Origin of the sequence: Synechococcus sp. PROS-U-1 (assembly GCF_014279755.1) — a bacterium.
In the GTDB taxonomy this organism is placed as follows: domain Bacteria; phylum Cyanobacteriota; class Cyanobacteriia; order PCC-6307; family Cyanobiaceae; genus Parasynechococcus.
This window is the reverse complement of the sequence record NZ_CP047951.1, coordinates 606,124-632,583: the sequence shown is the minus strand read 5'-3', so window position 1 is coordinate 632,583 and position 26,460 is coordinate 606,124. Positions and strand designations below refer to the sequence as shown.

Below are 26,460 nucleotides of genomic sequence, written 5' to 3'. Positions count from 1 at the left end.
TCGCCATGGCGTTGTCACGGGGAGGCTTGACCTCCCCTTTCTTGTGAAGAGCAGCCATGAAATGTCAGACTTGGGATTGACAAAAGGACATAAGACGTCGTGCAAGGACAAACCCAGTCGATCTCCTTTGACGGACGCGAGATTCGACTGACCACCGGGCGCTTTGCCCCTCAGGCGGGAGGATCCGTCTTGGTGGAATGTGGCGACACCGCCGTGCTTGTCACCGCAACCCGTTCAGGGGGCCGTGAGGGCATTGATTTCCTGCCACTGATCTGCGACTACGAAGAGCGCCTCTATGCGGCTGGGCGCATTCCCGGCAGCTACATGCGTCGTGAAAGCCGCCCACCCGAACGCGCCACCCTCACGGCTCGGCTGATTGACCGCCCCATGCGGCCCCTGTTCCCCAGCTGGATGCGTGATGACTTGCAGGTGGTAGCCACTTGCTTGTCCCTCGATGAAAGGGTGCCCGCCGATGTTCTGGCGGTGACGGGAGCATCCATTGCCACGCTTCTCGCGGGCATCCCCTTCAACGGCCCGATGGCGGCGGTGCGCGTGGGTCTGCTGGGAGACGACTTCGTCCTCAACCCGAGCTACCGGGAGATCGAACGGGGTGATCTCGACCTCGTGGTCGCCGGAACCCCTGACGGCGTGGTGATGGTCGAAGCCGGCGCCAATCAGCTGCCCGAGGGAGACGTGATCGAGGCGATTGATTTCGGCTACGAAGCGATCTGCGAACTGATCAAGGCTCAGGAACAACTGCTCAAGGATCTCGGCATCACCCAGGTGAAGCCGGAAACCCCCGAACAAGACAGCACGGTTCCCGCCTATCTGGAAAAGCAATGCACCAAAGCCATCAGTGCTGTCCTCAGCAAATTTGATCAAAGCAAAGAGGAACGGGACACAGCCCTGGAGACCGTGAAGGGCGAGGTCTCCGAAACCATCGCAGGGCTCAAGGACGACCATGCCGTCCGCCAGGCTCTGGCCAGCAGCTCGAAGTTGCTCGGCAACAGCTTCAAGGCGCTGACCAAAAAGTTGATGCGGCAACAGATCCTCAAGGACGGCAAGCGCGTTGATGGGCGTGGCCTCGACGAGGTGCGTCAGATCAGCGCCATGGCCGGCGTGCTGCCGCGGCGTGTGCATGGATCCGGTTTGTTCCAGCGGGGACTGACCCAGGTGCTCTCCACCGCAACGCTCGGCACTCCCAGCGATGCCCAGGAGATGGACGACCTCCATCCCAACACCGAGAAGCTGTACCTGCATCACTACAACTTCCCTCCCTACTCCGTCGGAGAGACCCGGCCGATGCGCTCACCCGGTCGTCGTGAAATCGGCCATGGCGCCCTGGCCGAGCGGGCCATTCTTCCGGTTCTGCCTGAGAAGGACACCTTCCCCTATGTGGTGCGTGTGGTGAGCGAAGTGCTCAGCTCCAATGGCTCCACCTCCATGGGTTCTGTTTGCGGCAGCACCCTGTCCCTGATGGACGCTGGCGTGCCGTTGAAGGCCCCCGTGAGTGGCGCTGCCATGGGCCTGATCAAGGAAGGCGATGAGGTGCGGATCCTCACCGACATCCAGGGCATCGAGGACTTCCTCGGTGACATGGACTTCAAGGTGGCTGGAAGCGAAAAGGGCATCACAGCCCTGCAGATGGACATGAAGATCACCGGCCTGCCGGTGAAGACGGTGGCCGAGGCCGTCAACCAGGCGCGCCCGGCGCGACTCCACATCCTCGAGAAGATGCTCGAGGCGATCGACACACCACGGGACAACCTCTCTCCTCACGCCCCACGCCTGCTCAGCTTCAGGATTGATCCTGAGCTGATCGGCACCGTGATCGGTCCCGGCGGTCGCACCATCAAGGGCATCACCGAACGCACGAACACCAAGATCGACATCGAGGACGGTGGCATTGTGACCATCGCATCCCACGATGGTGCTGCAGCGGAAGAAGCCCAGAAGATCATTGAAGGCCTGACTCGCAAGGTCAATGAGGGTGAGGTGTTCTCCGGTTCGATCACTCGGATCATCCCCATCGGCGCCTTTGTGGAGATCCTTCCTGGCAAGGAAGGCATGATCCACATCTCGCAGCTCTCCGAAGCTCGCGTCGAGAAGGTGGAAGACGTGGTGAAGGTGGGCGACGAGGTGACCGTGCGGGTGCGAGAAATCGACAACCGCGGCCGCATCAACCTCACCCTGCGTGGCGTGCCCCAGGCCGGCGAAGCCGCCGAAGTGGAGCCTCAGCCCACCCCGGTGGCACCCCTCAGCTGATCAGGCCTCAGACCTGAAAGCCGGGATCGATCTCGGCCATGGCCCGCGTCGCACGCTCTCCGAGCTCGGCGTGGGCTTTTCCATGGCTGGCGATCAGGCAGCCGGCCTGACGGACATCACCTGTGTTGTAGGTGAGATCGGCCTGATCGGAATGGGTGAATCGACCACCAGCCGCAAGCAGCACTGCTTCCGGAGCCGCCATGTCCCAATCCTTGGGAGCACTCTTGCCAGAGAGAGAGACATAGAGGTCGGTTTCGCCTCTCAGGATCGTGGCGACCTTGTAGCCAACGCTGCCCACCGCTTTGGAACCGCCGAGCTCGAGGGCGTCAATCAACTTGACCAGACGGTCATCGCGGTGGCTGCGGCTGGCCACCAGGATCAGATCCGAAACCGCGGTTCTGTCGCTGAAGCGAACCGGCGAACGCTCACCCTGACGGTCTTCACACCAAGCTCCTTCGCCGACGATGCCAATCCAGAGCTCATCGGCTTCCGGGAGCAGCACCACCCCAAGAACGGGGCGTCGCCCCCGCACCAAAGCCAGATGAACGGCGTATTCGCCTGTGCCCTGCAGGAAATCCTTGGTGCCATCCAGAGGATCGAGGATCCAGAGCCATTCCGCAGGCAGCGGTTCTCCTTCGGTGAGCTGTTCCTTGGCAGTCTCCTCACTCAACAGAGTCCAGTCGGCATCATCAAAGGAGCTGGACAGACCGTCCAGCAGCCACTTGTTCACGGCCAGGTCAGCCGCAGACACCGGGCCCTCGCCGCCGTCATCAACACTCAAGGCTTTGGGGAAACCATGCGGGGGCTGCTCGCCGCGGGCATAAGCCCGCAAGATGTCGGCGGCTCCCCAGCTCAGGCGACGCAGTTCCGTCAGCAGAGCCTCCTGGTTAACGCCATCGGGAAGAACGGCAGAGCTGGGCATCATGATCAATAGAGGCGCTCGCCATTGTGATGCAGCGGGATGAACCAAGCGGCGGCAGCCTCTATCTGGTGGGCACCCCCATTGGTCATCTGGGGGATCTATCGCCAAGGGCCCGCGATTTGCTCAAGAGCGTCGATGTGATCGCCTGTGAAGACACCCGCCACAGCGGCCAGCTGCTGAGTCGCCTTGGAGCTTGCGGCCGCAAGGTCTCCTTTCATCAGCACAACACCCGCACGAGGCTGCCCCAACTGTTGGATGTTCTGGCTGCAGGGCAGAGCCTGGCTGTGATCAGTGATGCCGGGCTGCCCGGCATCAGCGACCCCGGAGAAGAGCTGGTGACCGCTGCTCACCAGGCCGGCCATCCCGTGATCTGCATTCCAGGCCCCTGCGCAGCCACCACCGCTTTGGTCAGCAGCGGCTTGCCCAGCGGACGCTTCTGCTTCGAAGGTTTTCTGCCTGCCAAGGGCAAGGAGCGACGGGCCCGCCTTGAGGCGATCAGCAACGAAAGCCGAACCACCGTGCTGTACGAAGCACCGCACCGTCTGATCACGCTCTTGGAGGAACTTCAGCAACACTGCGGAGCAAGCCGCCCGCTTCAGGTGGCACGGGAACTCACCAAACGCCACGAAGAACAGGTGGGTCCAACGGTGGAACATGCCCTTCAGCACTTCCAGCATCAGCCCCCCCAGGGGGAATGCACAGTTGTGCTGGGGGGAGCACAGCTGGCAGAGCCTGAGGAACCCGACGACAGTGACCTGCTCAGGCAGCTGCAGGCATTGCAAAACGAAGGCGCAACCGCCAGTGACGCCGCACGGCAACTGGCCCAGGCCACAGGTCTGTCAAGACGACGGCTGTATGCCCTCCTGCACCAGGACACGTCAAACTGAGCTTGTCGACGGTTGTGCTGTGTTGATTCGCCTTCGTCTGCTGGTGATCAGCTTGGGGAGTGGCTTGCTGCTGCTGCTGCTGCTTTGCCTTGGAGCGCAGAACCTTGGGGATCGCCATGCGCTCCAACTCGGTGGGCAGCGCTCCGTACCACTACCGACCGGATTTCTCGTGGGCATCGCGCTGGTGATCGGCGTGATCAGTGGCGGAACAAGCGCTGCCGTCCTGCTTCCCGATCAACGCGATCGCTTCGAGTAAGAGCGTTCAGGCGTCGAGCGCGATCAATGTTCCGTCCAACACGAGGCGTGTGATGCCTCGGGCCAGCAAGAAGCTGCTGGTGCGTTGAAAGACAGCGGTATCAGGCACCTTGATCACCCGCTGGGTCCGCCCGCATTGACGCTTGGCCGCTCGAGGGCTTGCAAACAGGCACAGCCCCTGACGTTCCTGCTCAGCGTCGTCAAGGAGGCCCAACTCTGGGAACTCCTTGAGGGGGCGCGCATCCAGCTCGACCACCTTGTCGACAAGCATGTAGGCGCTGTCGGGGAGCAGATCAACACAGAACGGTTGCGCCTGATTGAGCGGTCGATCACTGAGGTCTCCAACACCGATGAGGGGCACAAGCTCTGTGAACGTTTCAACGAGGCCGATGTCGTCGTCGTCGTTGAGCTCCTCATCGGTGTCATCACCGAAATCATCAGCATCATCCAGGGCCAGGCTGCTGTCGTCGTCTTTGGGGGAGTCATCGACAGGGTCCTGCTCCGTGGTTGCAACGGCAGGGGGCTCCGGTTCAGCCTGAACCTCTGAATCTGCCTGAGGGGAAGCGGTAGACCCCTTGAGACGACTGGCCTTCAGCGCGGCATAGGCATCAGCAGGCAACAGTGATTTAACCGTGCGGCTGACGGTATTGGGACTGCAGCCGTAGGCCTCAGCCAAAGCTGATGTGGACTCTCCGGCCTTGTAGCGGCCCACCAGATCCTGCTTCTCGCTGTCGCTGAGACGACGCGGCGCCATTGATGCCAATCAGGAGCCCATCACCTTAGGAGGTCTGAGACGCCAAGATCCAGACACTTTGGACTTGCCTGTCAAAATGCGTTGGCTTGCTCCCTTAGCTCAGCTGGATAGAGCAACTGCCTTCTAAGCAGTCGGTCGATGGTTCGAATCCATCAGGGGGCGTCAGTCACACCAAGGGATCTCGGGTCAACTGCGGGGGACTTCAAAGCTGCTGGGTGTCCGCTGGTGAGAGCGGGAAAGATGAATCAGAGGGAGGCCAATGGATTGGCTTTGGTGCGAACGATGTTGCAGGCCGCTGGCCGTGACCCTGAAACGCCATGGCTGTTGTGGACCAAGGCATGTGAGGGGTTGATGGCTACATGGCCGACGTTGCCGAGACATCCACGGGATGTGGAGAGGATTGCTGACGGTTGCGCCAATCACTCATTGGATGCAGCGCGATATGGGGTGCAGTGGTGGCGGGCCAAGTGGAAGACCGGCAGGGGCCCGCGGGTGTGGTGACAGCTGCGAAACAATGGGCTGAAGCATTGGATGACTGCCACATGAATTTTGTTCGCCCATATGTGAATCAAATGCTGAAGAAACACCCCCTAGGCAAAGAATTCAGAATCATTAGAGAGTTAATCTTGCACCACCAGGAGGGTCGAAATGCGATTTTATCTTCTCTGAACAATGTTATTGATTACCAAGGTCCATACAAAGGCACGTACCAAGGTCCATATCGGAATTTCTACGTCAACAAGTTTTTTAGAATAATTTTTAGTTGCTTGGGCTTGCCCCCTCGTCATCGAAGAAACTATCAAAGAAACTCAGTTGACATAGACAGAGCAAGACGATGCGCGGAGGAAGCTACAAGGAGAGCTAAACTTCTGCTGAAATACCTAGACCAGAGCAAAGATTCCCAATGGATTGTCACTTACATGCTTGAAGATCCACTGAAAAGAGTGACTGCACACTTCAATGTTTTTCAAGAGGAAAGCCCTTACAATCAAGTAATCAATATGTTTGAAAGTTACTTAAAGGATTGCCAGTCATAAATCCCCGAAAGGGCGACACAGTTCGCCTGGCCGCAAGTGTGACGATGGCTGAATTTGGCTTGGCGTTATGTGATGACGACGGGGCTGGATTGGAGATCGACGGGGTTGTTGTTGAGGCCGTGCCGCACATGGTAAATGTGCGAATTAGGAGGTTGATGACTTCCAGCAGCATTTGCGGTCCACAGGAGGGCGCTGTTAGCCGTTGGGTAAGGCGTGAGGAGGTGCTGGGTGGATTGATGGTGAGGCACGGTTATGGCCTGATGCTGCGCGATTGAAGGGCGTTAGTGATGAACGTGAAGGGGTTAAAACAGCCCCAGCGCCTGTGTTCTGGACGGTTGGTGTTGAAGAGATCCCTGCGGGCTAGTCCGCTCATGTTGCTATGTAACTGCATATGCTGCAGAATATCAGCGATATAGAATTATCAGAATGTTAAGGCAGTTTTGGGGACAGACAAGCTTTAAGGAAGCGTTGATATGGGGAGCCGCCATATCAATTTTCGTATTTATCCTCGTCCTGCAAAAGCCTGAACCATTAGAAATAGCCGTCAAGATCTTGATTAAAACATTCTTTTTCTCAACGCTCTTTATGTATGCATTGAAGAACATTTTATGGATTATAGACTCAAGAATCTCGCCCAAAAGCATGAAGTATTTGTACTTTGAGGATCTTTATATTAAGAAGAAACGATGCCTGCAGCAGAAAAAAAGAGATAGCGAAAGGGGAATTTATAGACGCAAACTTAGCGATTATAAATAGCAATGAACGGAAAGCAATAAAAACCCGCAAGGGAAAAGCAGGGGGCGTTGTGATTGTCGCTATCCATCTCCCGACAAAACCTCACACACACCACCCCGTCAGCAATGGCGGGGCGAGTTTGTGCTTTTACACCACAAGGCTTGCAGTTTCCAGTTCTAAATCTAAACTCGATTCATGCAGAAGCCACGTGCATGGTTGAAAAGACTTGTCTTTACCGGTAAGTTGACATTGATTGGCATTATGATGTTTGGCGTCCTAAAAATATTTTTTGAATGCTACAAGGGCAGATATCCCCCGTACCGCGAAGTACCTGAATACTGTTCCGAATAAGTTAATTAGAAACTTTTTTCAGACATACAGTACGAGCATCACCCCGTCAGCAATGGCGGGGTTTATTTATGCCAGAGAGTTAGGGCTCAACCTCAGCACCCCAAGCAGGGTCAGTGGGAGCTCAGCCCAACCGCAGAAGCTCTTTCCAGCGTTGCTCGGCAGCGTCGCGGCGCAGGAGAACAACTCGTCAGTGGCGCATGATGTTTTGGACTGAGTATTCGAAGTGACCTCCCAGACAAAAACGTTGTTCAGCTGGAAGTACGCAGGAATCCTGGCGGGAATCAAGCTTGGGGTGGTTGCAATGGTCTTCGGCCTATCCCGTGCAGGTCTTCTTCCCGGTTGGTTGCCGTTTGGGGGGTAACCAGCTTCAGGTGCTGCCCCTGTCTATTGATTGGTCACAGCCATCGAGCCCACAACGTCTACGGCTGTTCACCAAACGCTGAACGAGCTTCGGGAGCAGTGCGCGCTGGAGGGTCTGGAGGCTTAACCCTGTTGTCTGTCCGCAGGGATGCAAACAGCAGCATGTTTCCGCCAACCAGCCCCGCAGTGACGACGATTGCAGCAATGACTTCCAAAGATTCGCTCGTTTTGTTTTGCATGGCTCGTCCATGCAATCTGTCGAGCTGAACCTCAGGTGGTTGTCAGTTTTTCAACAACCCAGCGACTCATTGATCAGCTTCCTGGTTTCATCCCGCCTCTGGAGCCCAGCCCATTTCCTTCTGACAGGTCGGTGCCCAGAGCTTGCACCGCTTCTTTAGGTGCTGTCCCTGCTGGAGCTGCTTCTGCCTGAGGTTGCAGCCCACCATCGTGTGGCAGTGCTGGTCGACGCCATAGGTGAAGTGTTGGCAGGTCATGCAGACCACACCGCCTTTCCAGTTCTGCAGATCTCGCTCATCAACGAAGTCCCACTCCTCCATCGCCACCCAGCATCAGTACATTAGTACTAGCCGGCGCAGTGGTGGATGGTCAAGCAGTGGAACCAACTGCGAGGGCAGCCAGGCACGCCACCCCAAAGATCGATCGCTCGGGCCATCAAGGCAATGCGCCTTAATGCCGATGACTTTGTGCCTTCAAGGCACAAAACTGAGTGCATCGAGATCGGAGGCGTTCATGAGAGACGACGGTCCAACCGAGCAGATCCAAGAAGCAGACTGACTTTCTGGCCCCTGCTCCAACAGTCTCAAAAATGACCTGGGTTGGTCCTTTGGTAGGCACGCACTGGTACGCCACGCCATTCGACGCTCCACTTGCACCGTCTCAGGTGCCCTCGGAGAAAACGACCCAACACCTAGAGCAAATGGCCCCAGGGCGCCTCTAGCCAGAAGCTTCGACCCTTTCTCTCTTCAGCAGTGATGGGTTGAACCATGCACAAACGAGCGAGCTAGGCCGTCTCTCCACCGGGAGGGGCGGCCTTCCTCTTTGGGCATTAGATCTTGCGCCTGGAGACAAGGCCGAACAATAGAGGCAAAAAAGTAACGAGCAATACATAATTCGAGAACATCTGTAACTTCACGAACACGTTCCACCGGTTACAAAAAGACGGCCATTGGCTCTTCTGTCATGTTCGAAAAGCTTGTTGTTATTCAGCTTGGCGCTCTCCTCTTCGCCAACACTCATGATCACGACACGGAATGGGTGAAGTGGGGAGGGATCGTCGTTTCTATTGCAACTGTCGTTGTGGGTGTAGCGACTTGAGGCCGATCGCCCTAATGGTCGACTAACCCTGCATAAGCGAGCTAGGCCGTCTTTCCACCGGGAAGGGCGGCCTTCCTCTTTGAGCCCTCACTCAGACAAACCATCTTTCGCTCGGATATCGACACCCCCAAAAAGCTCGCTCCCACCGACCGGCATATGCAAGTCAGCGCCCCGGGATTTAGGCAACGAGAAAAGTCGCATAATTCTCGCCAGCACTGACGACAGAGGAGCAATCACTGGTCTTCAGGCATGGCTAAACGCTTCTAGCCACCGATTACGGACTGGCGCTTTCGATACCGCTCAGCCGTCAGCCAACCACCGACAAAGGGGCATTCCGTCAGATCGGCCCTAGCCGGAAGCCGTTTTTTCTTTGCCTGTCGATAGTCAGAAACCCAGCCCCACACCTTCACAGAAACCACCGCACCACAAATGAGAGCCCTAGTGCCTGGCCCTCCGAAGATTCCGGAGAGGTGCCAGAGGATCCAAGCGGCAACACCGCAGCAAGGGGCAACTGCCTTCTAAGCAGTCGGTCGATGGTTCGAATCCATCAGGGGGCGTTCAGTTCCAGCCTCAGGTGCCCAACCCATTTCCTTCTGCCAGGTGGGTGCCCAGAGCTTGGATCGCTTCTTGAGGTGTTGGCGGTAGCTGCTTTCCACCAACTGGTTGATTTGTGAGGGCCGTCGCTATACAGCGATTAACTGCCGTCAAATACTGATGAGCTGGCGTCTGAATGGTCTTGCTCCGTGGAAACCGGTCCGCGCTGTCGTCTTCGCAGACAAGAAGGTCTTCTTCTGGATCAAGGGAAAGCTCGGTCTCTCCGAGTACCAGATGGCTGCGCTGGTCTGGCTGAAAGGTCTGGTGATCGGCGTGCTGTTGGGGGCCTGGTTGTTCTGACCAGACCGCGAAGAGATCGATCCGTTCAGTAACAAGACACGCGTTGAGCAGATCAAGCCCAGGGTTACGACTTCATTGCCCCAGGAACGACATGGTCAATTGACTGGTGGTTTCACCTGAGAGGAATCTCCGGAACGACTAACCAATGGACTCTTCTACCGATGGGATAGGAGCCGTTGAATAGCGACCGTCAGCTCATCCCTTCGAGGAGGGGCGAATAGATCACCAGAGGAGGGAATAGGGAGCCTCCTTTTTCGTGGGTTCCTGACCTCAGTACTCTTTTGGTCGTCATGGCAACCACTAATAGGTATTTCTTACGTCAATGTGTGATTGCTCCCTTTTGGCGAGGGGGTGATGCGTCGCGCAGGGAGAGGGTAGGACCTCTCCTTTTTTTGGCAGTTCGCAGACGAAGCCCACAGTCGCCCATACCTCTTAAGGAAGGTGGTTGCGCTGTCTGAAAATGACTTGGGGACCCGTAGCTGACTGACGCTGTCATCGCGGTAGGAGCAATAACCCACGTATTGCCTTCCAGAAAAAAAACGCGATCCTTTAAGGAGTCATTAGTCGCTGCGTGATGTTCATCACTGTTTTTGGCCAGAAAGGTGGAGTTGCCAAAACGTGTAGCAGCGTTCATATAGCAGCAACCTGGAGCCATCAACAAAAACGGGTAGTCCTGGTTGATGCCGACCGGAACAGATCAGCCACTGCTTATGGCGCCAGAGGACTCTTGCCCTGCCCAGTCGTGCCGATTGAAGCGGCTGCCAAAGCCACTCGATTGGCAGAGATTATTGTCACAGATGGACAAGCAAGCAGCAACGAAGAAGAAATGAAAAACTTAGTAGAGGGAGCCGATTTTATTCTGCTGCCCACTACTACGCAGAGCAGATCAATCGAATTAACTGTTGAAATGTCACAGATGCTGAAGCAATACAAGATCCCCTACGCTGCACTACTTGTGAAAGTTGATTCACGCAAAGAAGCTGCAGCTGAAAAAGCCAAAGAATTGCTTCAAGGATTCGACATAAAGGTTCTAGACGCACAAATTCCATTACTTAGTGCATTTGAACAAGCAGAAACAGAAGGAGTCACCGTTGATCAAGCGATTGACAAGCGTGGGCGAGCAAATCCACGAAGAATGATTGGGTGGGCGGCATACTGCACAGCCTGCAAGGAAATCGAAGATCTATTCGAAGAGCACCGAAAGCTGAACCAAATTCAGTCACCGATTGGGTGGGACTTCACACCCATTGAACAGCGTATAGCCGCTTAAACATGGCTACAAATCGACTACAAAACTGACTTACCACCGGAGCAGTAATGCCTTAGGAAAACACAATCAACATGCCACTAGCCTGAAGCATCTTCTTGAATTGATCAACATCGAGCATTCGCTGCAAAGCTTTTGTTAGAAGCACAGCGATAGCATGTTTTTAAGGTGATCTTCCACAGCATCCCCTCAGGGGGAGTCCATTCTGTGTCACTTGATGCAAGTCGCATTTTTCAGAGTTTTTAACTTGGTAGTCATACCTATCCAATAGTTATGGCCTTTGACGAACTTGACCGGACGACGCGGTACATCCGGGATGCCAAGTCGCGTGCCCTCGAAGTGCTCAATGAAACCTGTCCAAAACTCACGGCTCTTGAGAAGGCGATGTGGGTGAAGTTGAAGCGGGGTGAACGCCCTTGCAAGCAGAGCAATGGCTAATGGTGCGGGCGCTTCAACCCAATTTGGGGGGATAAGGCTGCCTGCAAAAACAGTCCATGTTCAGCAGCACATGCGTCAACATTTGGTTGACGTGGATGGGCTGCGGGAGAAGCTGCAGTGCATCTGCCCCCCTCCTATGCACTTAAGGGGTGTGATGGGTGCCTCTGAGCTGGTTGGCAAGTGGCTGACAAAGCTTTTCCAGGCAAGAACCTGCTCTTAACCCGCACGGGGTCAACGATCTGTGATTCTCTGAGCATGACAACTACACAGCGAAAGCAAGCTCCCAAATGGTTGGGTTGGGAGTCAGCTCAACGGAAGCGTTACCTCCGTTCTGTTGAGCAGGATCTGGCCACAGAGCTGGGGCCTGATTGGCGCGACAAGATCGCAGAGAGCACTGAGAGTTAATTCATCGGCCACACGTAGAGACCTTCGCCACCTTCGTCAAACAGAAACAACAGCTCACCCTGATCGACATTTGTGAGCACTGGGGAGTTCTCCCACTTATGGGTCGGCAGGCATCTCGTCAGTTGCCAGCAAGACCAATGGACTGACTCTCGGCAGATTTTCCGGATACCGAAAACTGCCTGAAAAGTCGCTGCAAATTCCGTCGCTCCCCCCAACGAACTAGGGGCTCATAGCGAGCAACTCTCTTAGGCGGCCTCGTCGCACCGGGATCGTGCAAGCGCCCCCCTTGACCAGCACCCGACCAAGGCCAACAGACCGAGGCCAACAGACCGAGGCAAGTGTCGATAGCGTCATCTCACGCGGTTGGGCCGGAACGCCACCACGCGAGATCTGAATAACGACCAACGACAAATGAGCCGAAGAGGAATTCACCCCCTACTGATGGGGCTCGACAAACCTGCGCAGCAGGACGAGAAGAGCAGCACCAACACACCTCATCGCGAAACAGCAGAGACATCCGGCTTTGAGTTGGCTCAACGCAAGAGATTTCTGCGCTCAGAGGAAGAAGCGGCGGACCAGCAGGGCTGATGGCCTGGACGAGTCAGCAGCTGTCCACTTTTGTTGTCACAGTGCCAGCAGCTTTGCCAGCTTGAAGTTGTGAGGAGGATCGCCTCACGGGAGTGGAAACAAGGTGACACTCCTGAAACGCGTTCCGTGGCCCCTGCCTTTGGCGGGGGCTTCTCATTGGAATGTGGTCCTGAATGGAAGATCTAGCTAGGGGTTGAGTACGAGCAGCCGATCTAGATGAACGCTGGATTTCCAGAAGTGACAGAGCAGGACCCTTCGCTGCCGGAGCAGCCAGGGAAGCGACAGGAACGACTCGCCAAGTTCGTGATGGAGTTGTGGGCGCAACATCGCCACGTTGCAGAAACTCGCCGCCACATCAACAAGAGGCTGGCCGACGAGACGGAACTCCTCAACTAATCGACCATCAGGCGGAGGGATGAGCTCTGCTTCCCGCTTGCGCGTCGGATCTCAGCCGATCAACAGGTTCATCTGCGCATGGGCCGGGTGTGATGAACCGGCTTTTTTGTGCCGATCGGACTGGGGGTGAAAACCAACGCCACAACGTCGTTGCCGCTCATTTGGTCGCTGCCATCGCCTCATTCGAACGGCACCTAAACTATGACCGGGGTGATGGTGACTTTGGAGCTTCGAGCTCTCCATCCAATGGTTCCTCCAATAACCATTGGGCGCTGAGTGTCAGCTGACTCTTCTTCTCAACCGGAGGAGTCAGAACAGCGTCCTAAACACCGACACAGCAATGCACAGCCTGACTCCTCTTATGAAGGGGAGGAGTCAGATCAGCTCAATCTCACTTCGCAACCTTGCCGTTGCTCATTTGAACCGCGTCTCCGCGTCATCTGAAGCCAACGCCCCCTTGCTTCAACCCAAGCTGCTAACGGAAGTTCCCGCCGCAAGAAACCTCCATCCAATGGCCCAACCCTTGCCATTGGGCGCCGAAGCAAAAGCTGACTCCTCTTCTGAACGGGGGGAGTCAGGTTGGCGTTATTGCACTGTGTAGTGAGCACTTGCGCCAGGTTCAATCCTCTGGATCGTGCAGCTGTTCCCATCGGCCAAGGATGGGCTCCAACACAGGTTCTGGATAGCCCTGGTCGTTAAGACGCCAAAACTGATCGTTGAACCTGTAGCCGTGGATCGCCGCCATGACGGGTTCATGCAGAGGGTCACCTCCCATTGGCCGACGCAGGCCCTCATGCCATGACTGCAAATCGTTGGTCTTGCCCATGCCGTCATTCTGACGCCCTGGAAGAGCTTGATCTCACTGGTGGTGAACAATGTCGCCAGCATTTTCTCCAACGCCTCAATGGCATTGCACTGCATCCACTCAACAGCCAATTAGGCGTTAATGCTTGGTTCCTTAAGACACAAAAAAACCTAGGGTGGCCCTAGGTCTGTTCAGCGCTTCGTTGTGAAGCTGGCCTGATCTGTTGGGGGCCGCCGCCAAGCTCGCCCCCTCCCAACCTCAGGCTTTCGAAGGCTTGCTGGTTAAAGCTGCAGACATGGCAGTGGCTAAGAGCATGCAGCCTGCAACGGCGAGGAATCCCATCGGTTTGGGGTAACTGAGGGAATCATTCCCGTTCCCCGTCCCTACCGCCTGTCGCGGTTGCAACAAAACTGAAAGGAAGTCCTGCCACCCCGACGACGCCTCTCATGAGTGAGCGGCGTAATCACGATCAGATCTCCTGCATTGCCTTGGCGAACATCCGTGTGGAGATCTCTGCAGAGAAATCGCGCTCCGCACTAAGCCAGATAGGACTCGGCAGCTGAGATGTACGCCCCCATTCCTTCAGGGTTGGTGATGGCGCCAGAAACGTTCCAGTGGCCCTTGGCCATTTCGCTCAACATCAGATGTCCGAAACATTGCAAGACTCAGGTCCGGCATCCCAGTGCTGCGCCACGGCGTCAACATCCATGCGAGCTTGCTTACCCAGCTTCATGAAGGCAAGTCTCTCTCGCTGAACTTTTATACATTGATGAGTGTTAAATCGAGAAATCGCATAGCTTTGTTTTGGTCTATCGGGATCCATAGGGGAGCTGCCATCACAGCTCCTTTTAGTACTCATGAATGACACAAAAAACAACCACAATCAATTACAAGTTGAGCAGGCAATAGTTCGACCTGCTCCAGCAGGATGGGGATTAAAACTATTGAAAGCGCTGAAGCTCGAAAAGCTTTTAAAACTGGGTAGTCGATGAGTTAAATAAAGCTTTCACGGCATCAGCACTTGACCACTCCAGGGTTTGCTCTGCTGTGGTGACGGCATTCAACTCATTGGATCAGCCAACCTTGAAGTGCCTGACTCTTTATAGAGACAACGGCGGAACACAACCAACTCTCGACATCAGCACACAGATCGCCAAGGGGATGTGTAGCACAGTCCTTGCTCGACATGAGGTGGATTCTGGCCAGCGCCCTCGCCGAACCGAAGCGTCGCCATCAAATGCTGATAGCAGGGAGCGTCACGACCAACTTCAAGATGCCATGTTTGCAGGGTGCGAAGCGACGAAGGCCTGAAAATGTTGCATTCACTACCCCAAGATGAGAACCACCAAGGCCATGACACAAGGGCGTCTCCAGCAAATCCGATGCCTCAAGAAGAGCTCATTGTGCAGACACCACGAGGCTCATCCATCCAAAAAACTGAAGACGGACAATTCCTGGTGTGCAATGCCGAGAACCAGTGTCACTTCAAACGCAGCCTTTACCTGGCAGAGGAGGAGCTCGAGGGAATGGAACATGGATATGCCTTCCCGTACGCAACGAACTTCCGCAAAAGCTTGACCTGACTCGAAGACAGCGAGGACGCGACAAGACCTCATCGAGCCTGAATGGACAATCAACCAGACCGACCGGATCGATCCAAAGGTGAGGCCCATGGCGCTTGCTCGCCCATCGTCTTGCGTCAATCGTGTTGCACGGTTAGATGGGAGGAATGCAGCGACTTGGCGGGATGCCGGAGCTTCTCAAGCGTCAAATTGATCGCCTAGAAACCGCCATTGACCTTTCGGCGGACTGGCTTGAAATCCAATATCTGATGGCTGAGCTTGACCAGCTCAAAACGTTGTATGACAAAGCGGAATCAGATGCAGCTTGACCGACAGCTGCCTTGGGGGCAGATTCCACGAGTCAACGGTCGCCTATCGGTGAAACGCTGAGAACCATGGCTGGATTCCGACGCGGAAGGGGGGAAGTGAACGATTGGCGATCATCGGAGTCCCAAGGATGACGCAGCCAAGACCCCACCTTATATTCATAAAAAATTGAAAATGACCCTGCTTAAACGGCTCAAAAAACCCACTGAAGTTTATGTATTATTAGTCACATTTATCTTTACAGAGCAGTTTGACAGGAACCTCGACCTGACAGCCGTCGGGGAAGGGTCAATTAAAAATTTTCTTGAAATTTCACATCTCTTTCTCGACGCCGTCACCAACCATTTAAGGCCAATTGGTGCTGCATTTTTCATTTACACCATCACACTGATCATCTGGACGATGATGGGAAAAAATGCTCGAAAAGGGACTGACATACTGGCCATCTTCTTGACCGGCTGCTGGATAATTGAGCTGATTATCATGAATTTGTTACTTATCGCACCGATCAAAAGCCCCGTGCTGCTGATAACAGAATTACTTTTGTTTTTACCGATTATCCTAATCTGCTTCTCGTGGTGGTATTGGCGCATCAACCTCCAATGCTCGATCCAAAACAAGGAGCCAGCCATTATCGTTCTAGATGCACCAGGAGCCCTCGAGTACTTTTTCTTTGCCGCCGAAGTATGCTTCGACTACTCTCAAAACTCTTGCAAGACCTCAGCAGCGAAAATAACGCGACTTCTAAATGGTTTTATCGTCCTTGATGTATTGGGATTAACACTCTCTAGAGCTGTCGACCTGGCCACCAGGTAAATCCATTATTCAACAGACAAACGGAGGATCAAACTTTTCCAAAAGACTATAAAGAAGCAAATACAAATCACCGAGACATTCAAACCACACCACCAATCAAGCCATTGGATCCAAATTGAAACATGCTTGAAGTCGAAACAGGCAGTTGTCTAAGCAATGAATCGGTTGATCTGGTCTGAAAAACACCCAAAACAAAGGGATTCCTCCCATAACTATTCAATACCTCACCTCACCGATCTGAAGCAGTTTCTGCCATCTTGAGGAGAGAAGCCCTCTGATGGAGCATGAACAAAGACGACCAGCTGGCTGAACTTGAACGGTTGAACAGGGTTCTCATGGTGGCGAAGCGAAATGGCAACCAACTGTTCGTCCAGAACATCGAACGTGAGATTGCAGCCGTAGAGAATGGTGATTGTTCCCCATTAATTGAGGAATACCTCACTGACGAGGAACGCACGTCATTACAGAGCTGAAAGAGTGCATCAACTACATTCGTCACGCCATCCAACACAAGAGAATCGAAAACGGCGCCCAAAGCTACAAAACCAGTCGGGGCGAACCTTCAGAGGATTGATACGACGTCAGAGAACTGGCCAAGAAGCACTTGCCCCTCAACATTTGGTATCCATCTGAACCCAGAGATATGTCGAAATCCAGACCGAGGCCTATTGAGATCTTGTGCGCCATTAACGCTTTTCTAACCTTCAGCTGAGTTCAGACCCATGGGCCCACTCCGGGCAGAGGATCACTCCGATCGCGTTGCCTGGAACGCCAATCAATGACTGAACACATTCTGGACATCTCAGCAGCATTGCGCGAGGCCCATCTGCAGAGACTCGAAGCCTCTCTTGTGGCGAAGGAAGCCATCAAGCCGGCTCCCACAACAACGACGACGGGAAGACCCGATCCAAAGCAGGCCGAGGAATCTGTACCAGGGGACTGATTCTTAGCCCTACGATCAATCCCTGAAGCAGCCCAGTTACGTCATCGCATGTTGGCACTGGGCTGGAGGCTCCCATCCCCACTTGAGAATGAATGGAGAAAGCAAGGGGAGTCGTGCTTTGGGCAAGCCACCCCAACAATCGAGTGTTCAGGCCATCGAGGCAATGCGCCTTAATGCCGATGACTTTGTGCCCTCAAGGCACAAAACTGAGTGCATCGAGATCGGAGGCGCCCATGACGGACAACACTCCACCCCAGCAAACCGAAGAAGCAGACTGACTTTCTGGCCCCTGCTCCAACAGTCTCAACCATGACCTGGGTTGGTCCTTTGGTGGGCACGCAATGGTCCGCCACACCAATCGACGCTCCATCCGCACCGTCTCAGGTGCCCTCGGAGAAAACGACCCAACACCTCGAGCCAATGGCCCCAGGGCGCCTCGAGCCAGAAGCTTCGACCCTTTCTCTCTTCAGCAGTGATGGGTTGAACCATGCACAAACGAGCGAGCTAGGCCGTCTCTCCACCGGGAGGGGCGGCCTTCCTCTTTGCCTTTTTGACCCTGCTTTGAAACGGTGAGCATGGCGAGGGATGAGGGTTTTGCAAGCGATTGCCAAAGCATCAGCTTTAACGTGAATTCAGACGTCATGTAACGACATGGGCCAACAATCTGATTCGATGTACAGCTTTGAAGCAAGCTCACGGCGACCAAACAACAAAAAGCCAGTTGAAATCTTCGTCAGTGCGGGAAGTTTTTCAAGGCCTTACTACAGTTTTCAAGACAAGAGGGGAAGAGCAATCGATCGACTCATACTCAACACAAACAAAAAATATCGCTTTAGAAGAATTGACAACGCAACAACACATCCGTTCTACATCAGCGACCAAGGATTTAACCAGCCAAGCACGAACAAAATCAAGATAAAAGGCGACGGAAGGGCTGACAACGGAATCATCAATTCGGAGGCATTCACCTTGTCATTCAAAAAAAAGCATCGAAGAGAATTAGCTAAATCAGGAAAATTATTTTTCTACTGCACAAGCCACGCCTCAATGATTGAAGAAATTCTCATCAATGCAGGTCGAAGGAAAACACAAAATCGAAGACCCGACGAGTTTTCAAAGATATTCAAGACGACATTCGTGGCAGAAAGCCTTGACAGCTCGATCCCCACATTCAAGCTTGAACCATCTCTTCTCGCGTCCACTGCACTGTCAGAACAAAATCACTCGGCATTCGAATTAACAGCCACCATGAAGACTGCATCAGGAGACTTTTAGCCTTCACGCAAGCATCAAGCAACGAACACAACTTCCAGGCCGGCATAACACTCCTGCTTCAGGCAATCAGAGTCAAGCTTCGGTATCTTCAACATCCGCCCCTGATCCAACACCCTCCGAGACTGGATCCTGTCCTGGACGCCAACCACTTCTCCAGATTTCCCGCGTCTTGATGTTTAGGTCATCGCGCGACATCCCCCACAGAGCCAGACATTTCTGCAGATCATCGCGGATGTCATCCGCTCCGGGAAAATCAGCATATCGAGAAAACAGTGCGGCGATCGTTGTCAACTGCTGAGGGCCTGGCACGCCTTCATGGCCCAATACAGCATCGATCTGGTCGCGATCGATGGCGTAGAGCGGATGCGTCTGTTGAGTTTCGTCGGTCATCACACGATCATGCCTGAAGAGAGCGACAAAAGCAGCCGTTCAAATGGAAGCGAGCATGATCAGAACCCCCAACATGAGAAGTGCCAACACGGTCAGTAGCCATACCGTTGCAGGACGCGGATCCACTGAACGCAAAGACCGCGCATTACATCGGCGACATCGGCCACGACGCATCATTGCTATGGGTTGAAGAAGACGAAAGCGAACGAATGCAAAGACAGATCAGAGGAAGCCATCATGAACAACATTTTCAGCTCAACGCAACATGCTTTCACGAAATTGGAAGATGGTCGGAAGAGGCACCGAAGAGCGTTGTCATCGGGGCTAGGGAAAGACCAGCCACAACTCTCGAATGAAGCACTCCAGAGAGATCATTCAATTGTTTTTATATCCAACCTTTGCAGCCGTCTCAACAGCGGCACTGATCGGAATCTTTTTTCAGCTGGATGCGGCCTTGAGCAACGATGCACAACAAGCCCAGTGGGCCAAAAACCACAATTCTTGTGTTTTCAAGGTGATGAATGCAAAGATTCAGAGCCAACCCATTTCAATTGGAAGCATCAACATTGCAACAGCTGTTCGATATTGCAACGGTGGGTGATGAGCATCAACCGATGCCCAAGCAACCCTCAGTCGAGTTCCCAACACTCGGATCCACGACTGGTGAGAAGGCAAACAACATGCTTTTCCTCACTAATCAAGCGATAGGTATGCCCATCGGCATCACTGCGAGCACGCGCATGCCAAAACGCATTGTCTTTTGAGACATGCTCGGCACGATTTGACCAACCATCAACTGTCAGCTCTTGAACCGCAAACATGACATTCGTTCGAACTGAACAAAGACTCGAGGGTTGAGCGAAGGATGAGCGAGATCAACAGAAACTCGTTGGGATCGCTTGATCAGCTGTTGTAATCAGCGAAGAGCCGAAATTTTATCGACGCTGGAACCAAGCTCCTCGATGGAAAACTGCTCAGCAGCAGCATCATTGTGAAGGCGAAACAAAAAGCCGTTGACCCACGCGGTCTCTTTGTTATTGACCTCATGGCCACGGTCAACAAAACCAGGCTGCTGCTGGAACAGATATAAAAGAATGGTCAGAACGTCTTGCGAGGAGAGATTTTCAGGATCAATGGATGGCAATTGATCTCTGACATCCATATAGGACAGTGATCCGGTGGTAGCACTATCAAAGGGCACGGGCGGCTTGAGCTCGAAGGTGAACCATCCAAACAAAAAGCCCCGCCGAAGCGGGGCACTATCCCTTGAATGAAACAGGGATCAAAGCCAATTGGCACGAATTGCCTCGTAAGAGACCCCTCTGTACTTCAACTGGGTTGAAAAAACTTTCTCTTTCGTCAGTTTGACGGGAGAGAGATGCGCAGAGGTGTAATCACTCGATTCGGATCCGCGAGCCACTGCCTTCTTGGAATTGTTGCGAAGCTGCGAGCGCAGCTCACGCTCCTTCAAGAGCTGAAGAGCATTCATGGTGTTCCTCGTAGAAAGCTCAGGCCCCGTTCCATGCCCTGAGTCGAACTGCGCTTCGCTGTGTAGCGAAGTGAACGTTCGTAGCGGTTGCTACAAAAACACAATAGGGGATGAAGAGCTCCCATTGCTGTTCGTGCTGTTACAGGTTGGGGCAATCCACGCCAATCACACCTTGATTCAGTGGCCCTTGGGGATCAAATCAAATTCAAATGCAATGCCGTCCCCAACGAAAGAGAATTGTGGTCGTCTTCGTTGGTCGTTGTTAATTCAAGGTTAAAAAACAGGGCTGATCGTGGGCGAATAAATGGCCCAGCATGCCAAGTTCCCGGATGAAGTTTGAACGCTTCGCCAGGTTGCAACTTGATCAAGCAAATGGAGGATGGGGGTGGCGGGGAGCTGCGATCGGTCGAAGGAGCCATCGCGAGCCACCAGGGCTGTGCATCTGCAGATCCCAAACACTGACTCACGCGATGATGTCGTGTCATCGCCTTGAGAACAGGAGGTCGGCGGCGGATACGCATCACATAAAAACGCGGCCGACCTGAGTCATCGAAGTAGAGATCTGCATCTGTTGAGCCGAACGTTGCCGGGTCGTCCTGAGGACACAACAGAGTGCCGCAGCGTTCCAACCAGGACGTTCGCGCTGAGATTGGCGTCAGACTCTGGATTTGATCGAGATCCATCCCGTCAGGATATGAAAACCAGGCCCAGCCTCAGTGCAACAAACGGTGCAATGGGCCACTGACACCAAGGACGGTCCTCCCTATCACCTGAAAAAAGTGACTTGATCATGCTGACCACGTCAACACGCTTGAGACTTCAAAACATCTGTAGCCGATTAGCCCAGGGTCAATTCGTGTCGCTCCAGGAGCGTGTCTACCTTCAAAAATTTGCCGAACGTGATCGCAGCGTGAGCACATGGGTGAATAAGGCGCAGCGTTTTCAACGGGAAGGCGTGCAACAGGGTCTCGACGGTTTGATGGCTGACCTCGACCTAGGTCGACGCTACCCAGATGATCCTGAGCACCCAGAAGATGATCTTGGCGACTGGTTCAGCAATGCTTCCCCTTGGTTGCGTCGCGACTGACGACCATCAACAGGGATCGTCTAACGGGCCAAAATGCTGGATCGCAACAGCCTGCAACGTCTTCAACGATTGAAGAACCGCCAGGCGTTGCTGGGCCTGAGCAAGCATCGGCTTGCCATGGGGCACGCAAGATTCGATCAGGGATGCCGCTTCTGACGCCTCCGCTTTAACCCAACCAGTGCAACGCTCAAGCCTGGTGGTGAGATCACCTTCACGTAGAGCGCCCGAGTAGTTCGGACCTGCGAAAACCTCAAGGAGCTTCGACAGTGCGTCCATGGCCTGCTCACGGTTCACCGTCATAGGGCTTGTGGAATACAGGCCCAGACTGGCAGGGCAGCCACAAAAAAGCCGCCTCAAGCGGGCGGCCGGGTGATGGGGATATCCACAGCTTACCTGAACGCTCCAGTGTTTGCAGGCCATTTGAAGAGAGGAGGCCAACAAAGATCAGCAGCTTTTTCCACCGTCCTGTGGATAACGACCTGCATTGCGGGGTAACTTTGCATTCATCCCACTAGATGTAGTGGATCAGCTGCACAAACTTGACGAGAAGCACTACACTTATGGAAGCGCCAGGTGATGGGGATTACTTGGCTTATTCCTCCGTTCATCGGAGGTTTTTTTTATGGCTGGTTCAACGACAATCCAGCACATTGTTGAAAGCTCTCGAGAGCAAGACGCCTGTCCGTGCAGGCGTGCAAGGCTTTGAGATGATCACGCTGTTCTCGGATCTGAGCTCGATGAGCTGACAACCGCTTGAGCACTGAAGCAAGTCAGATACATCCTGAGACAACTCCGTCAGACAAGAGTCAGATCAGAAAAGCCACACCCCATAGGCTCCAGTCATCGCCAACAACATCAAACCAAAATGCGTGCCCTCGTCGGATTGCTGCTGCTTTCGATTGCCCTCAGTGTGCTGTCGTCTGCCACGCGGGCTCAGGAGTTGGGTCGTTGTGAACCCACCAAAGCCGTGAAAATCATCGATGGTGCGCTGGGAGAAGGGAAAACACTCCAACAAGCCATGGAGATGATGATCAAAGCAAAAGTGTTCGACGGATCGAAAGCATGCATCACCTTTATCCGTGAGACCTCGATGAGCATGCGCGATCCATACCCAAAGGCCTTCAAATCCCTCTGGATGAACTAGAAAAATTCAGACAACGAGCCAGGGCAGGCGTTTGGTTGAACGAATCAGATTGTGACTTCATCAGCGTCAACAACGACAGCACTACATCGCTTCAAAGTCACGGAACAAGACATCCCGCTCCCAGGATATAGAAGAGACACCAAGCAATCGGGCCACAGATATGTCCTCATGCCGTACCAAAAGATGATTACGAACCCTCTCAAATGAAAGATCCTTCCTCGGGACCAAAAATACAAGTTGATCTTTACCAGGCCGGAAATCCTTGACCTTCGCGAATGATCCTGGCTGTACATCAATCCAGAATTGGTCACGTCCACGACCACCAATCAAGACATCACCACCTCCGGTACCCCCATAAAGGAGGTCATCACCTTGTCGCCCATGAAGACGATTCGACGCCATATTCCCGATCAGACGATCGTCTGAAGCACCACCTGTGGCATGTTCAATGATGCAGAGCCCAGCAGGTTTCTCAAGATCCTTTCCATTCCAGTCGTGAGCAATCGTAAAACCACCATTAACTCCTTCAACAGAACTGATATAGCCACCAGCGCGTTCACTTTGATCCAACGTGGCATTGCGTAAATCAATCGTGACTGGCGATTTGGCTCGACTGCCATCAATTCGGTCTTGACCACCTGTGTCCCAAATCGCTTTCCAGCCTGTGCCCGCCTTATTCGCCGTGGGTAACCGGTAAACATTGGACCCTTTTGCATAAGAGTGATTCACGCCATAGATCCACTGCAGAGCAGCGATATCCAAGGCACCAAGAGACTTCAGAAATCCGTGATCCTCGATCGCTCGCGGCACATAACCGTTCCGAGCTCCTTTATCGACATAGCTGAGCTGGGTGAAAGGGTGGGCATTTTGGTTGTGGGTGCCCTTATCCCGATATTCATTGGACCAACGCTGCAGACCGGGAAAACGAGGCTGACCATCCAACCCCTTTTCATGGGGATGCTTCAAGCCAACGGCATGACACAGCTCATGCAGAAATGTAATCCCATAAAAGCTACCCCTAGCGATGGAATGCTTTGAAGTGCCATCCGAATATTCATACATAGACCGATTGATAGCGACCATACCTTCATCAGAATCACTGCCGGGAGTGTATGCAAAACCAAAACTACCTCGCGAAGAATTACCATCAAGCATGTAATACCAAATTTCAACTTGATCATCAGAGTTATCACCCCGATCAGCAAATCTCAGACCAGAGACGCTCTCAATATCACGCATACCATCTAAAATTAATTGACGTTCTTGCTGGCTCCAACCAAGACTGCGATGCCCACCAAACGTCCCGCCAGGAAGCTCTTTGGTGTTGCCGATAAAGGTGTAGCCAACGGCAGGGAGATCCTGAGTTGTGCCCCAGCGATAGCCATCAGTCAGGCCATCAATCCAAATATTTTCTGAACGTTGAACCTGAACTGGGGTCTGATAGGTCACTTGCTTGTAGAGACACGACTTCGCTAAGAAATCCAGCTTAAAGCCGTACTGGGTCAAAGATTTGATGTGTTGTCATTCTCACCAAACTCTTCAAGTCTTGGCCATCATGCTGATCGCTTGAAAGCCTTCAAATCTGAACCAAATGGTGTCAATTTGGTAGAAAATCTCGTACTCCTGCAACGGTGAACGACCAAACCCGACATCATCGGAACAAGTCTCCAATCAAGAATGCAGAGCCCAAGACGGATTAACGATCCGGCAAACAGCCTTGCCGTTTTGGTCGCCGTGGTTCTGACCACCTTGCTGTTGCTGGGGCAAGCCCTGTTCATTGTTCCAGCTGGCAAGGTCGCCGTGGTCACCACCTTGGGCAAGGTCAGCGGGGGATCCCGATTGCCCGGATTGAATCTCAAGGTGCCGTTCGTTCAGTCGGTATATCCCTTCGATGTGCGCACCCAGGTCAAACCCGAGGAATTCGCCACTCTCACCAAGGACCTTCAAGTCATCGAAGCCACCGCAACGGTGAAATATGCCGTTCGACCCAACGAGGCCGGGCGGATTTATCGCACGATTGCCGGCAACGACCGTGAGATCTACCCCCGCATCATCCAGCCGTCCTTGCTGAAAGCACTGAAGTCAGTGTTCTCCCAGTACGAGCTCGTCACCATCGCCACCGAATGGAACGACATCTCAGCACTGGTGGAACGCACGGTGGCTGAGGAGTTGGACAAATTTGATTATGTGGAAGTGCGGGGTCTGGACCTCACAGGCCTGCAGATCGCTGAGGAATACCGTGCCGCCATTGAGCAAAAACAGATCGCCGAACAGCAATTGCTCCGCGCCCAAACGGAGGTGAAGATCGCTGAACAAGAGGCCCTTCGCTACGACACGCTCAACCGCAGCCTCGATGATCAGGTGCTCTACAAACTCTTCCTCGACAAATGGGACGGCCAAACGGAAGTGGTACCGGCACTCCCCGGAAGCGCTGGAGGAATGCCTCCGGTGATTGTGGGTCGGCGCAGCTGATGCAGCATCGCCATGGCCGTTGATCAAGAGGCTTTGCTCGAAGAAGGCCATCGGCTGGATGAGTTACACCGCAGCTACGACGGCGAAGCACGGCTGAACGAATCCTTCATCGTTCTGACAGTTGGCGCCAGCCTGATCGCCAGCCTTGGATTACTGGCCAACAACGCCGCCGTCGTGATCGGTGCCATGGTCGTTGCCCCCTGGATCCTGCCGCTACGGGTGGCGGTATTCGCGGTGCTGATCGGGCAAGCCCGTCTGCTCTCGCGATCCCTGATCACGCTTGCAGCTGGTGCCGGAATCACCTTGATCCTGTCGATGGGATTGGGTCTGATCGCACGAAGCCAGGGCTTACTTTTGGTGGAGGCCTTGCCTGAACAGGTCGCAACTCGACTGGAGGCCAATATTCTCGATCTGGGGATCGCCCTGGCAGCGGGTGCCGTCGCGAGTTACGCCAAGGTCAATCCGGGGGCCGTGAGTTCGATGGCGGGCACAGCGATTGCTGTGGCTCTGGTGCCGCCGGTGTGCGTGATGGGATTAATGCTCGCCGCCTCGGACATGGACGGCGCCCAAGGGGCTGCACTGCTCTATGCCGCCAACCTGCTGGGCATCCTGATTGGTGGGATCACTGTGCTGGCGGTTCGTGAGCCATACTTTCGCGAGAAACTCCGGCGACGGCGACGCTCCCGCCTGCCGGTACTGCTGGCCCTGGGCTTGGCGGTGCCAGTGGGCCAAAAGCTGTATGGGAGGTATGAACAACACCTTTTAACGCTCAGACAAGAGGCCGCGAAAGGGCAGATCGAAAAGGAGATCAGCCGCTTCCTCAAAAATGAGACTTTGACATTTGGTGCCAACGACGCCGTCGAGCTTGAAAAAGTCATTTTCGACTGGCCCAATTACTGGGAGCAAAATCGAGCCCCAACCTTTCAGGTGGTTGTTCGATCGGTCGATCCACAGCTACCGAGTTTCAAACAGGTCCAAAAAATTCAAGACACCATCAACAGCAGAGTTTCAGGGCAATACCCGGGCCTCGAACTGCAGATGCAGGTGCAACGCATCAATGTGAGTGTGGTGGAAGGTAATCAAGTGGACGAGGATGTGGATGTCGAGAAGATTCTCACTGAAGCCGACACAGCCCTGGCGCCGGTGCAAGTGCTGGATGATGAACCGGAGGGATTGATCATTGAAAGAGTGGAAGATCCCATCCCCAAAAAACTGGACATTCCAATCGAAGAAAAGGCTTGTTCAGAACCAGACTGCTAAG

At 54.0% G+C, this 26,460-nt stretch carries 29 protein-coding genes and 2 tRNA genes; 22 read left to right on the top strand and 9 right to left on the bottom strand.

Features of this window, described 5'->3' with window-relative positions:
- Nucleotides 1-99: 99 nt before the first annotated feature.
- Nucleotides 100-2,265, top strand: a complete 2,166-nt coding sequence (locus SynPROSU1_RS03270) for a polyribonucleotide nucleotidyltransferase (RefSeq protein WP_186571490.1) — start codon at nt 100-102, stop codon at nt 2,263-2,265.
- 7 nt (nt 2,266-2,272) lie between these two features.
- On the opposite strand, the gene SynPROSU1_RS03265 is transcribed toward SynPROSU1_RS03270, so the two are convergent.
- On the bottom strand, nt 2,273-3,190 hold the full coding sequence (locus tag SynPROSU1_RS03265; RefSeq protein WP_186571489.1) for a 3'(2'),5'-bisphosphate nucleotidase CysQ: 918 nt from the start codon (nt 3,188-3,190) through the stop codon (nt 2,273-2,275).
- Between the two features lie 26 nt (nt 3,191-3,216).
- Between SynPROSU1_RS03265 and rsmI the strand changes: the two genes are divergently transcribed.
- Together rsmI and SynPROSU1_RS03255 are read left to right on the top strand one after the other, a co-directional pair.
- Nucleotides 3,217-4,074, top strand: a complete 858-nt coding sequence (gene rsmI, locus SynPROSU1_RS03260) for a 16S rRNA (cytidine(1402)-2'-O)-methyltransferase (protein WP_186571488.1) — start codon at nt 3,217-3,219, stop codon at nt 4,072-4,074.
- A gap of 19 nt (nt 4,075-4,093) precedes the next feature.
- Nucleotides 4,094-4,330 carry a hypothetical protein gene (locus SynPROSU1_RS03255; protein ID WP_186571487.1) on the top strand — a complete coding sequence of 79 codons (237 nt, stop codon included), beginning with the start codon at nt 4,094-4,096 and terminating at the stop codon, nt 4,328-4,330.
- A 6-nt stretch (nt 4,331-4,336) separates the two neighbouring features.
- On the opposite strand, the gene SynPROSU1_RS03250 is transcribed toward SynPROSU1_RS03255, so the two are convergent.
- A complete protein-coding gene (locus tag SynPROSU1_RS03250) occupies nt 4,337-5,083 on the bottom strand; it encodes a helix-turn-helix domain-containing protein (protein WP_186571486.1) in 747 nt (248 codons plus the stop codon).
- 88 nt (nt 5,084-5,171) lie between these two features.
- On the opposite strand from SynPROSU1_RS03250, the gene SynPROSU1_RS03245 reads away from it, so the two are divergent.
- A tRNA-Arg gene (locus SynPROSU1_RS03245) sits at nt 5,172-5,245 on the top strand.
- A gap of 63 nt (nt 5,246-5,308) precedes the next feature.
- On the top strand, nt 5,309-5,584 hold the full coding sequence (locus tag SynPROSU1_RS13830; RefSeq protein WP_222929900.1) for a hypothetical protein: 276 nt from the start codon (nt 5,309-5,311) through the stop codon (nt 5,582-5,584).
- A 2,308-nt stretch (nt 5,585-7,892) separates the two neighbouring features.
- On the opposite strand, the gene SynPROSU1_RS03230 is transcribed toward SynPROSU1_RS13830, so the two are convergent.
- Nucleotides 7,893-8,123, bottom strand: coding sequence for a hypothetical protein (locus SynPROSU1_RS03230; protein WP_186571483.1), 231 nt, complete (start codon nt 8,121-8,123; stop codon nt 7,893-7,895).
- A 1,250-nt stretch (nt 8,124-9,373) separates the two neighbouring features.
- Here SynPROSU1_RS03230 and SynPROSU1_RS03225 point away from each other — a divergent pair.
- The 6 genes from SynPROSU1_RS03225 to SynPROSU1_RS03200 all read left to right on the top strand — a co-directional run bounded on the left by SynPROSU1_RS03225 (nt 9,374) and on the right by SynPROSU1_RS03200 (nt 12,889).
- Nucleotides 9,374-9,458: transfer RNA gene (locus tag SynPROSU1_RS03225), tRNA-Arg, on the top strand.
- A 157-nt stretch (nt 9,459-9,615) separates the two neighbouring features.
- Nucleotides 9,616-9,795, top strand: coding sequence for a hypothetical protein (locus tag SynPROSU1_RS03220; RefSeq protein WP_115095021.1), 180 nt, complete (start codon nt 9,616-9,618; stop codon nt 9,793-9,795).
- Nucleotides 9,796-10,369: 574 nt separating this feature from the next.
- On the top strand, nt 10,370-11,065 hold the full coding sequence (locus SynPROSU1_RS03215) for a ParA family protein (protein WP_186571482.1): 696 nt from the start codon (nt 10,370-10,372) through the stop codon (nt 11,063-11,065).
- A 270-nt stretch (nt 11,066-11,335) separates the two neighbouring features.
- Nucleotides 11,336-11,500 (top strand): hypothetical protein, encoded by a 165-nt coding sequence (locus SynPROSU1_RS03210; RefSeq protein WP_186571481.1) that lies wholly within the window; start codon nt 11,336-11,338, stop codon nt 11,498-11,500.
- 846 nt (nt 11,501-12,346) lie between these two features.
- Entirely contained in the window at nt 12,347-12,493 is a 147-nt protein-coding gene (locus tag SynPROSU1_RS03205; RefSeq protein ID WP_186572437.1) for a hypothetical protein, read from the top strand.
- Nucleotides 12,494-12,709: 216 nt separating this feature from the next.
- The gene (locus SynPROSU1_RS03200) at nt 12,710-12,889 is read left to right on the top strand and encodes a hypothetical protein (RefSeq protein WP_115024138.1); all 180 of its coding nucleotides are present in this window, start codon (nt 12,710-12,712) and stop codon (nt 12,887-12,889) included.
- 619 nt (nt 12,890-13,508) lie between these two features.
- Here SynPROSU1_RS03200 and SynPROSU1_RS03195 read toward each other — a convergent pair.
- Complete coding sequence (locus tag SynPROSU1_RS03195; RefSeq protein ID WP_186571480.1) at nt 13,509-13,715, bottom strand: hypothetical protein; 207 nt, start codon at nt 13,713-13,715, stop codon at nt 13,509-13,511.
- A 1,726-nt stretch (nt 13,716-15,441) separates the two neighbouring features.
- On the opposite strand from SynPROSU1_RS03195, the gene SynPROSU1_RS03190 reads away from it, so the two are divergent.
- From SynPROSU1_RS03190 to SynPROSU1_RS03170, 5 genes are all read left to right on the top strand, one after another.
- Complete coding sequence (locus SynPROSU1_RS03190; protein WP_186571479.1) at nt 15,442-15,585, top strand: hypothetical protein; 144 nt, start codon at nt 15,442-15,444, stop codon at nt 15,583-15,585.
- A gap of 172 nt (nt 15,586-15,757) precedes the next feature.
- Entirely contained in the window at nt 15,758-16,399 is a 642-nt protein-coding gene (locus tag SynPROSU1_RS03185; RefSeq protein WP_186571478.1) for a hypothetical protein, read from the top strand.
- A 284-nt stretch (nt 16,400-16,683) separates the two neighbouring features.
- A complete protein-coding gene (locus SynPROSU1_RS03180; RefSeq protein WP_186571477.1) occupies nt 16,684-16,872 on the top strand; it encodes a hypothetical protein in 189 nt (62 codons plus the stop codon).
- A 305-nt stretch (nt 16,873-17,177) separates the two neighbouring features.
- Nucleotides 17,178-17,342, top strand: coding sequence for a hypothetical protein (locus SynPROSU1_RS03175; protein ID WP_186571476.1), 165 nt, complete (start codon nt 17,178-17,180; stop codon nt 17,340-17,342).
- Between the two features lie 651 nt (nt 17,343-17,993).
- Complete coding sequence (locus SynPROSU1_RS03170; protein ID WP_186571475.1) at nt 17,994-18,617, top strand: hypothetical protein; 624 nt, start codon at nt 17,994-17,996, stop codon at nt 18,615-18,617.
- A gap of 72 nt (nt 18,618-18,689) precedes the next feature.
- On the opposite strand, the gene SynPROSU1_RS03165 is transcribed toward SynPROSU1_RS03170, so the two are convergent.
- On the bottom strand, nt 18,690-19,007 hold the full coding sequence (locus SynPROSU1_RS03165) for a DUF3288 family protein (protein ID WP_186572201.1): 318 nt from the start codon (nt 19,005-19,007) through the stop codon (nt 18,690-18,692).
- Between the two features lie 107 nt (nt 19,008-19,114).
- Between SynPROSU1_RS03165 and SynPROSU1_RS13825 the strand changes: the two genes are divergently transcribed.
- Together SynPROSU1_RS13825 and SynPROSU1_RS03160 are read left to right on the top strand one after the other, a co-directional pair.
- Entirely contained in the window at nt 19,115-19,363 is a 249-nt protein-coding gene (locus SynPROSU1_RS13825; RefSeq protein ID WP_222929899.1) for a hypothetical protein, read from the top strand.
- Nucleotides 19,360-19,608: a hypothetical protein gene (locus SynPROSU1_RS03160; protein ID WP_186571474.1), complete on the top strand. Its 249-nt coding sequence runs from the start codon at nt 19,360-19,362 to the stop codon at nt 19,606-19,608. The genes SynPROSU1_RS13825 and SynPROSU1_RS03160 overlap by 4 nt, the downstream gene beginning before the upstream one ends.
- 315 nt (nt 19,609-19,923) lie before the next feature.
- Here the strand turns inward: SynPROSU1_RS03160 and SynPROSU1_RS03155 are convergent, their stop codons facing one another.
- Nucleotides 19,924-20,244, bottom strand: coding sequence for a hypothetical protein (locus SynPROSU1_RS03155; protein WP_370586240.1), 321 nt, complete (start codon nt 20,242-20,244; stop codon nt 19,924-19,926).
- Nucleotides 20,245-20,690: 446 nt separating this feature from the next.
- Nucleotides 20,691-21,179, bottom strand: coding sequence for a hypothetical protein (locus SynPROSU1_RS03150; protein WP_186571473.1), 489 nt, complete (start codon nt 21,177-21,179; stop codon nt 20,691-20,693).
- A gap of 107 nt (nt 21,180-21,286) precedes the next feature.
- On the opposite strand from SynPROSU1_RS03150, the gene SynPROSU1_RS03145 reads away from it, so the two are divergent.
- Nucleotides 21,287-21,583: a hypothetical protein gene (locus SynPROSU1_RS03145; RefSeq protein ID WP_186572199.1), complete on the top strand. Its 297-nt coding sequence runs from the start codon at nt 21,287-21,289 to the stop codon at nt 21,581-21,583.
- 6 nt (nt 21,584-21,589) lie between these two features.
- Here the strand turns inward: SynPROSU1_RS03145 and SynPROSU1_RS03140 are convergent, their stop codons facing one another.
- Nucleotides 21,590-21,883, bottom strand: coding sequence for a hypothetical protein (locus SynPROSU1_RS03140; protein WP_186571472.1), 294 nt, complete (start codon nt 21,881-21,883; stop codon nt 21,590-21,592).
- Between the two features lie 565 nt (nt 21,884-22,448).
- On the opposite strand from SynPROSU1_RS03140, the gene SynPROSU1_RS03135 reads away from it, so the two are divergent.
- Nucleotides 22,449-22,727 carry a hypothetical protein gene (locus SynPROSU1_RS03135; protein ID WP_186571471.1) on the top strand — a complete coding sequence of 93 codons (279 nt, stop codon included), beginning with the start codon at nt 22,449-22,451 and terminating at the stop codon, nt 22,725-22,727.
- 81 nt (nt 22,728-22,808) lie between these two features.
- On the opposite strand, the gene SynPROSU1_RS03130 is transcribed toward SynPROSU1_RS03135, so the two are convergent.
- Complete coding sequence (locus SynPROSU1_RS03130; RefSeq protein WP_186571470.1) at nt 22,809-24,233, bottom strand: M10 family metallopeptidase C-terminal domain-containing protein; 1,425 nt, start codon at nt 24,231-24,233, stop codon at nt 22,809-22,811.
- Nucleotides 24,234-24,404: 171 nt separating this feature from the next.
- On the opposite strand from SynPROSU1_RS03130, the gene SynPROSU1_RS03125 reads away from it, so the two are divergent.
- Both SynPROSU1_RS03125 and SynPROSU1_RS03120 read left to right on the top strand, forming a co-directional pair.
- Nucleotides 24,405-25,199: a prohibitin family protein gene (locus SynPROSU1_RS03125; protein WP_186571469.1), complete on the top strand. Its 795-nt coding sequence runs from the start codon at nt 24,405-24,407 to the stop codon at nt 25,197-25,199.
- Between the two features lie 12 nt (nt 25,200-25,211).
- Nucleotides 25,212-26,459: a DUF389 domain-containing protein gene (locus SynPROSU1_RS03120; protein ID WP_186571468.1), complete on the top strand. Its 1,248-nt coding sequence runs from the start codon at nt 25,212-25,214 to the stop codon at nt 26,457-26,459.
- Nucleotide 26,460 lies beyond the last annotated feature (1 nt).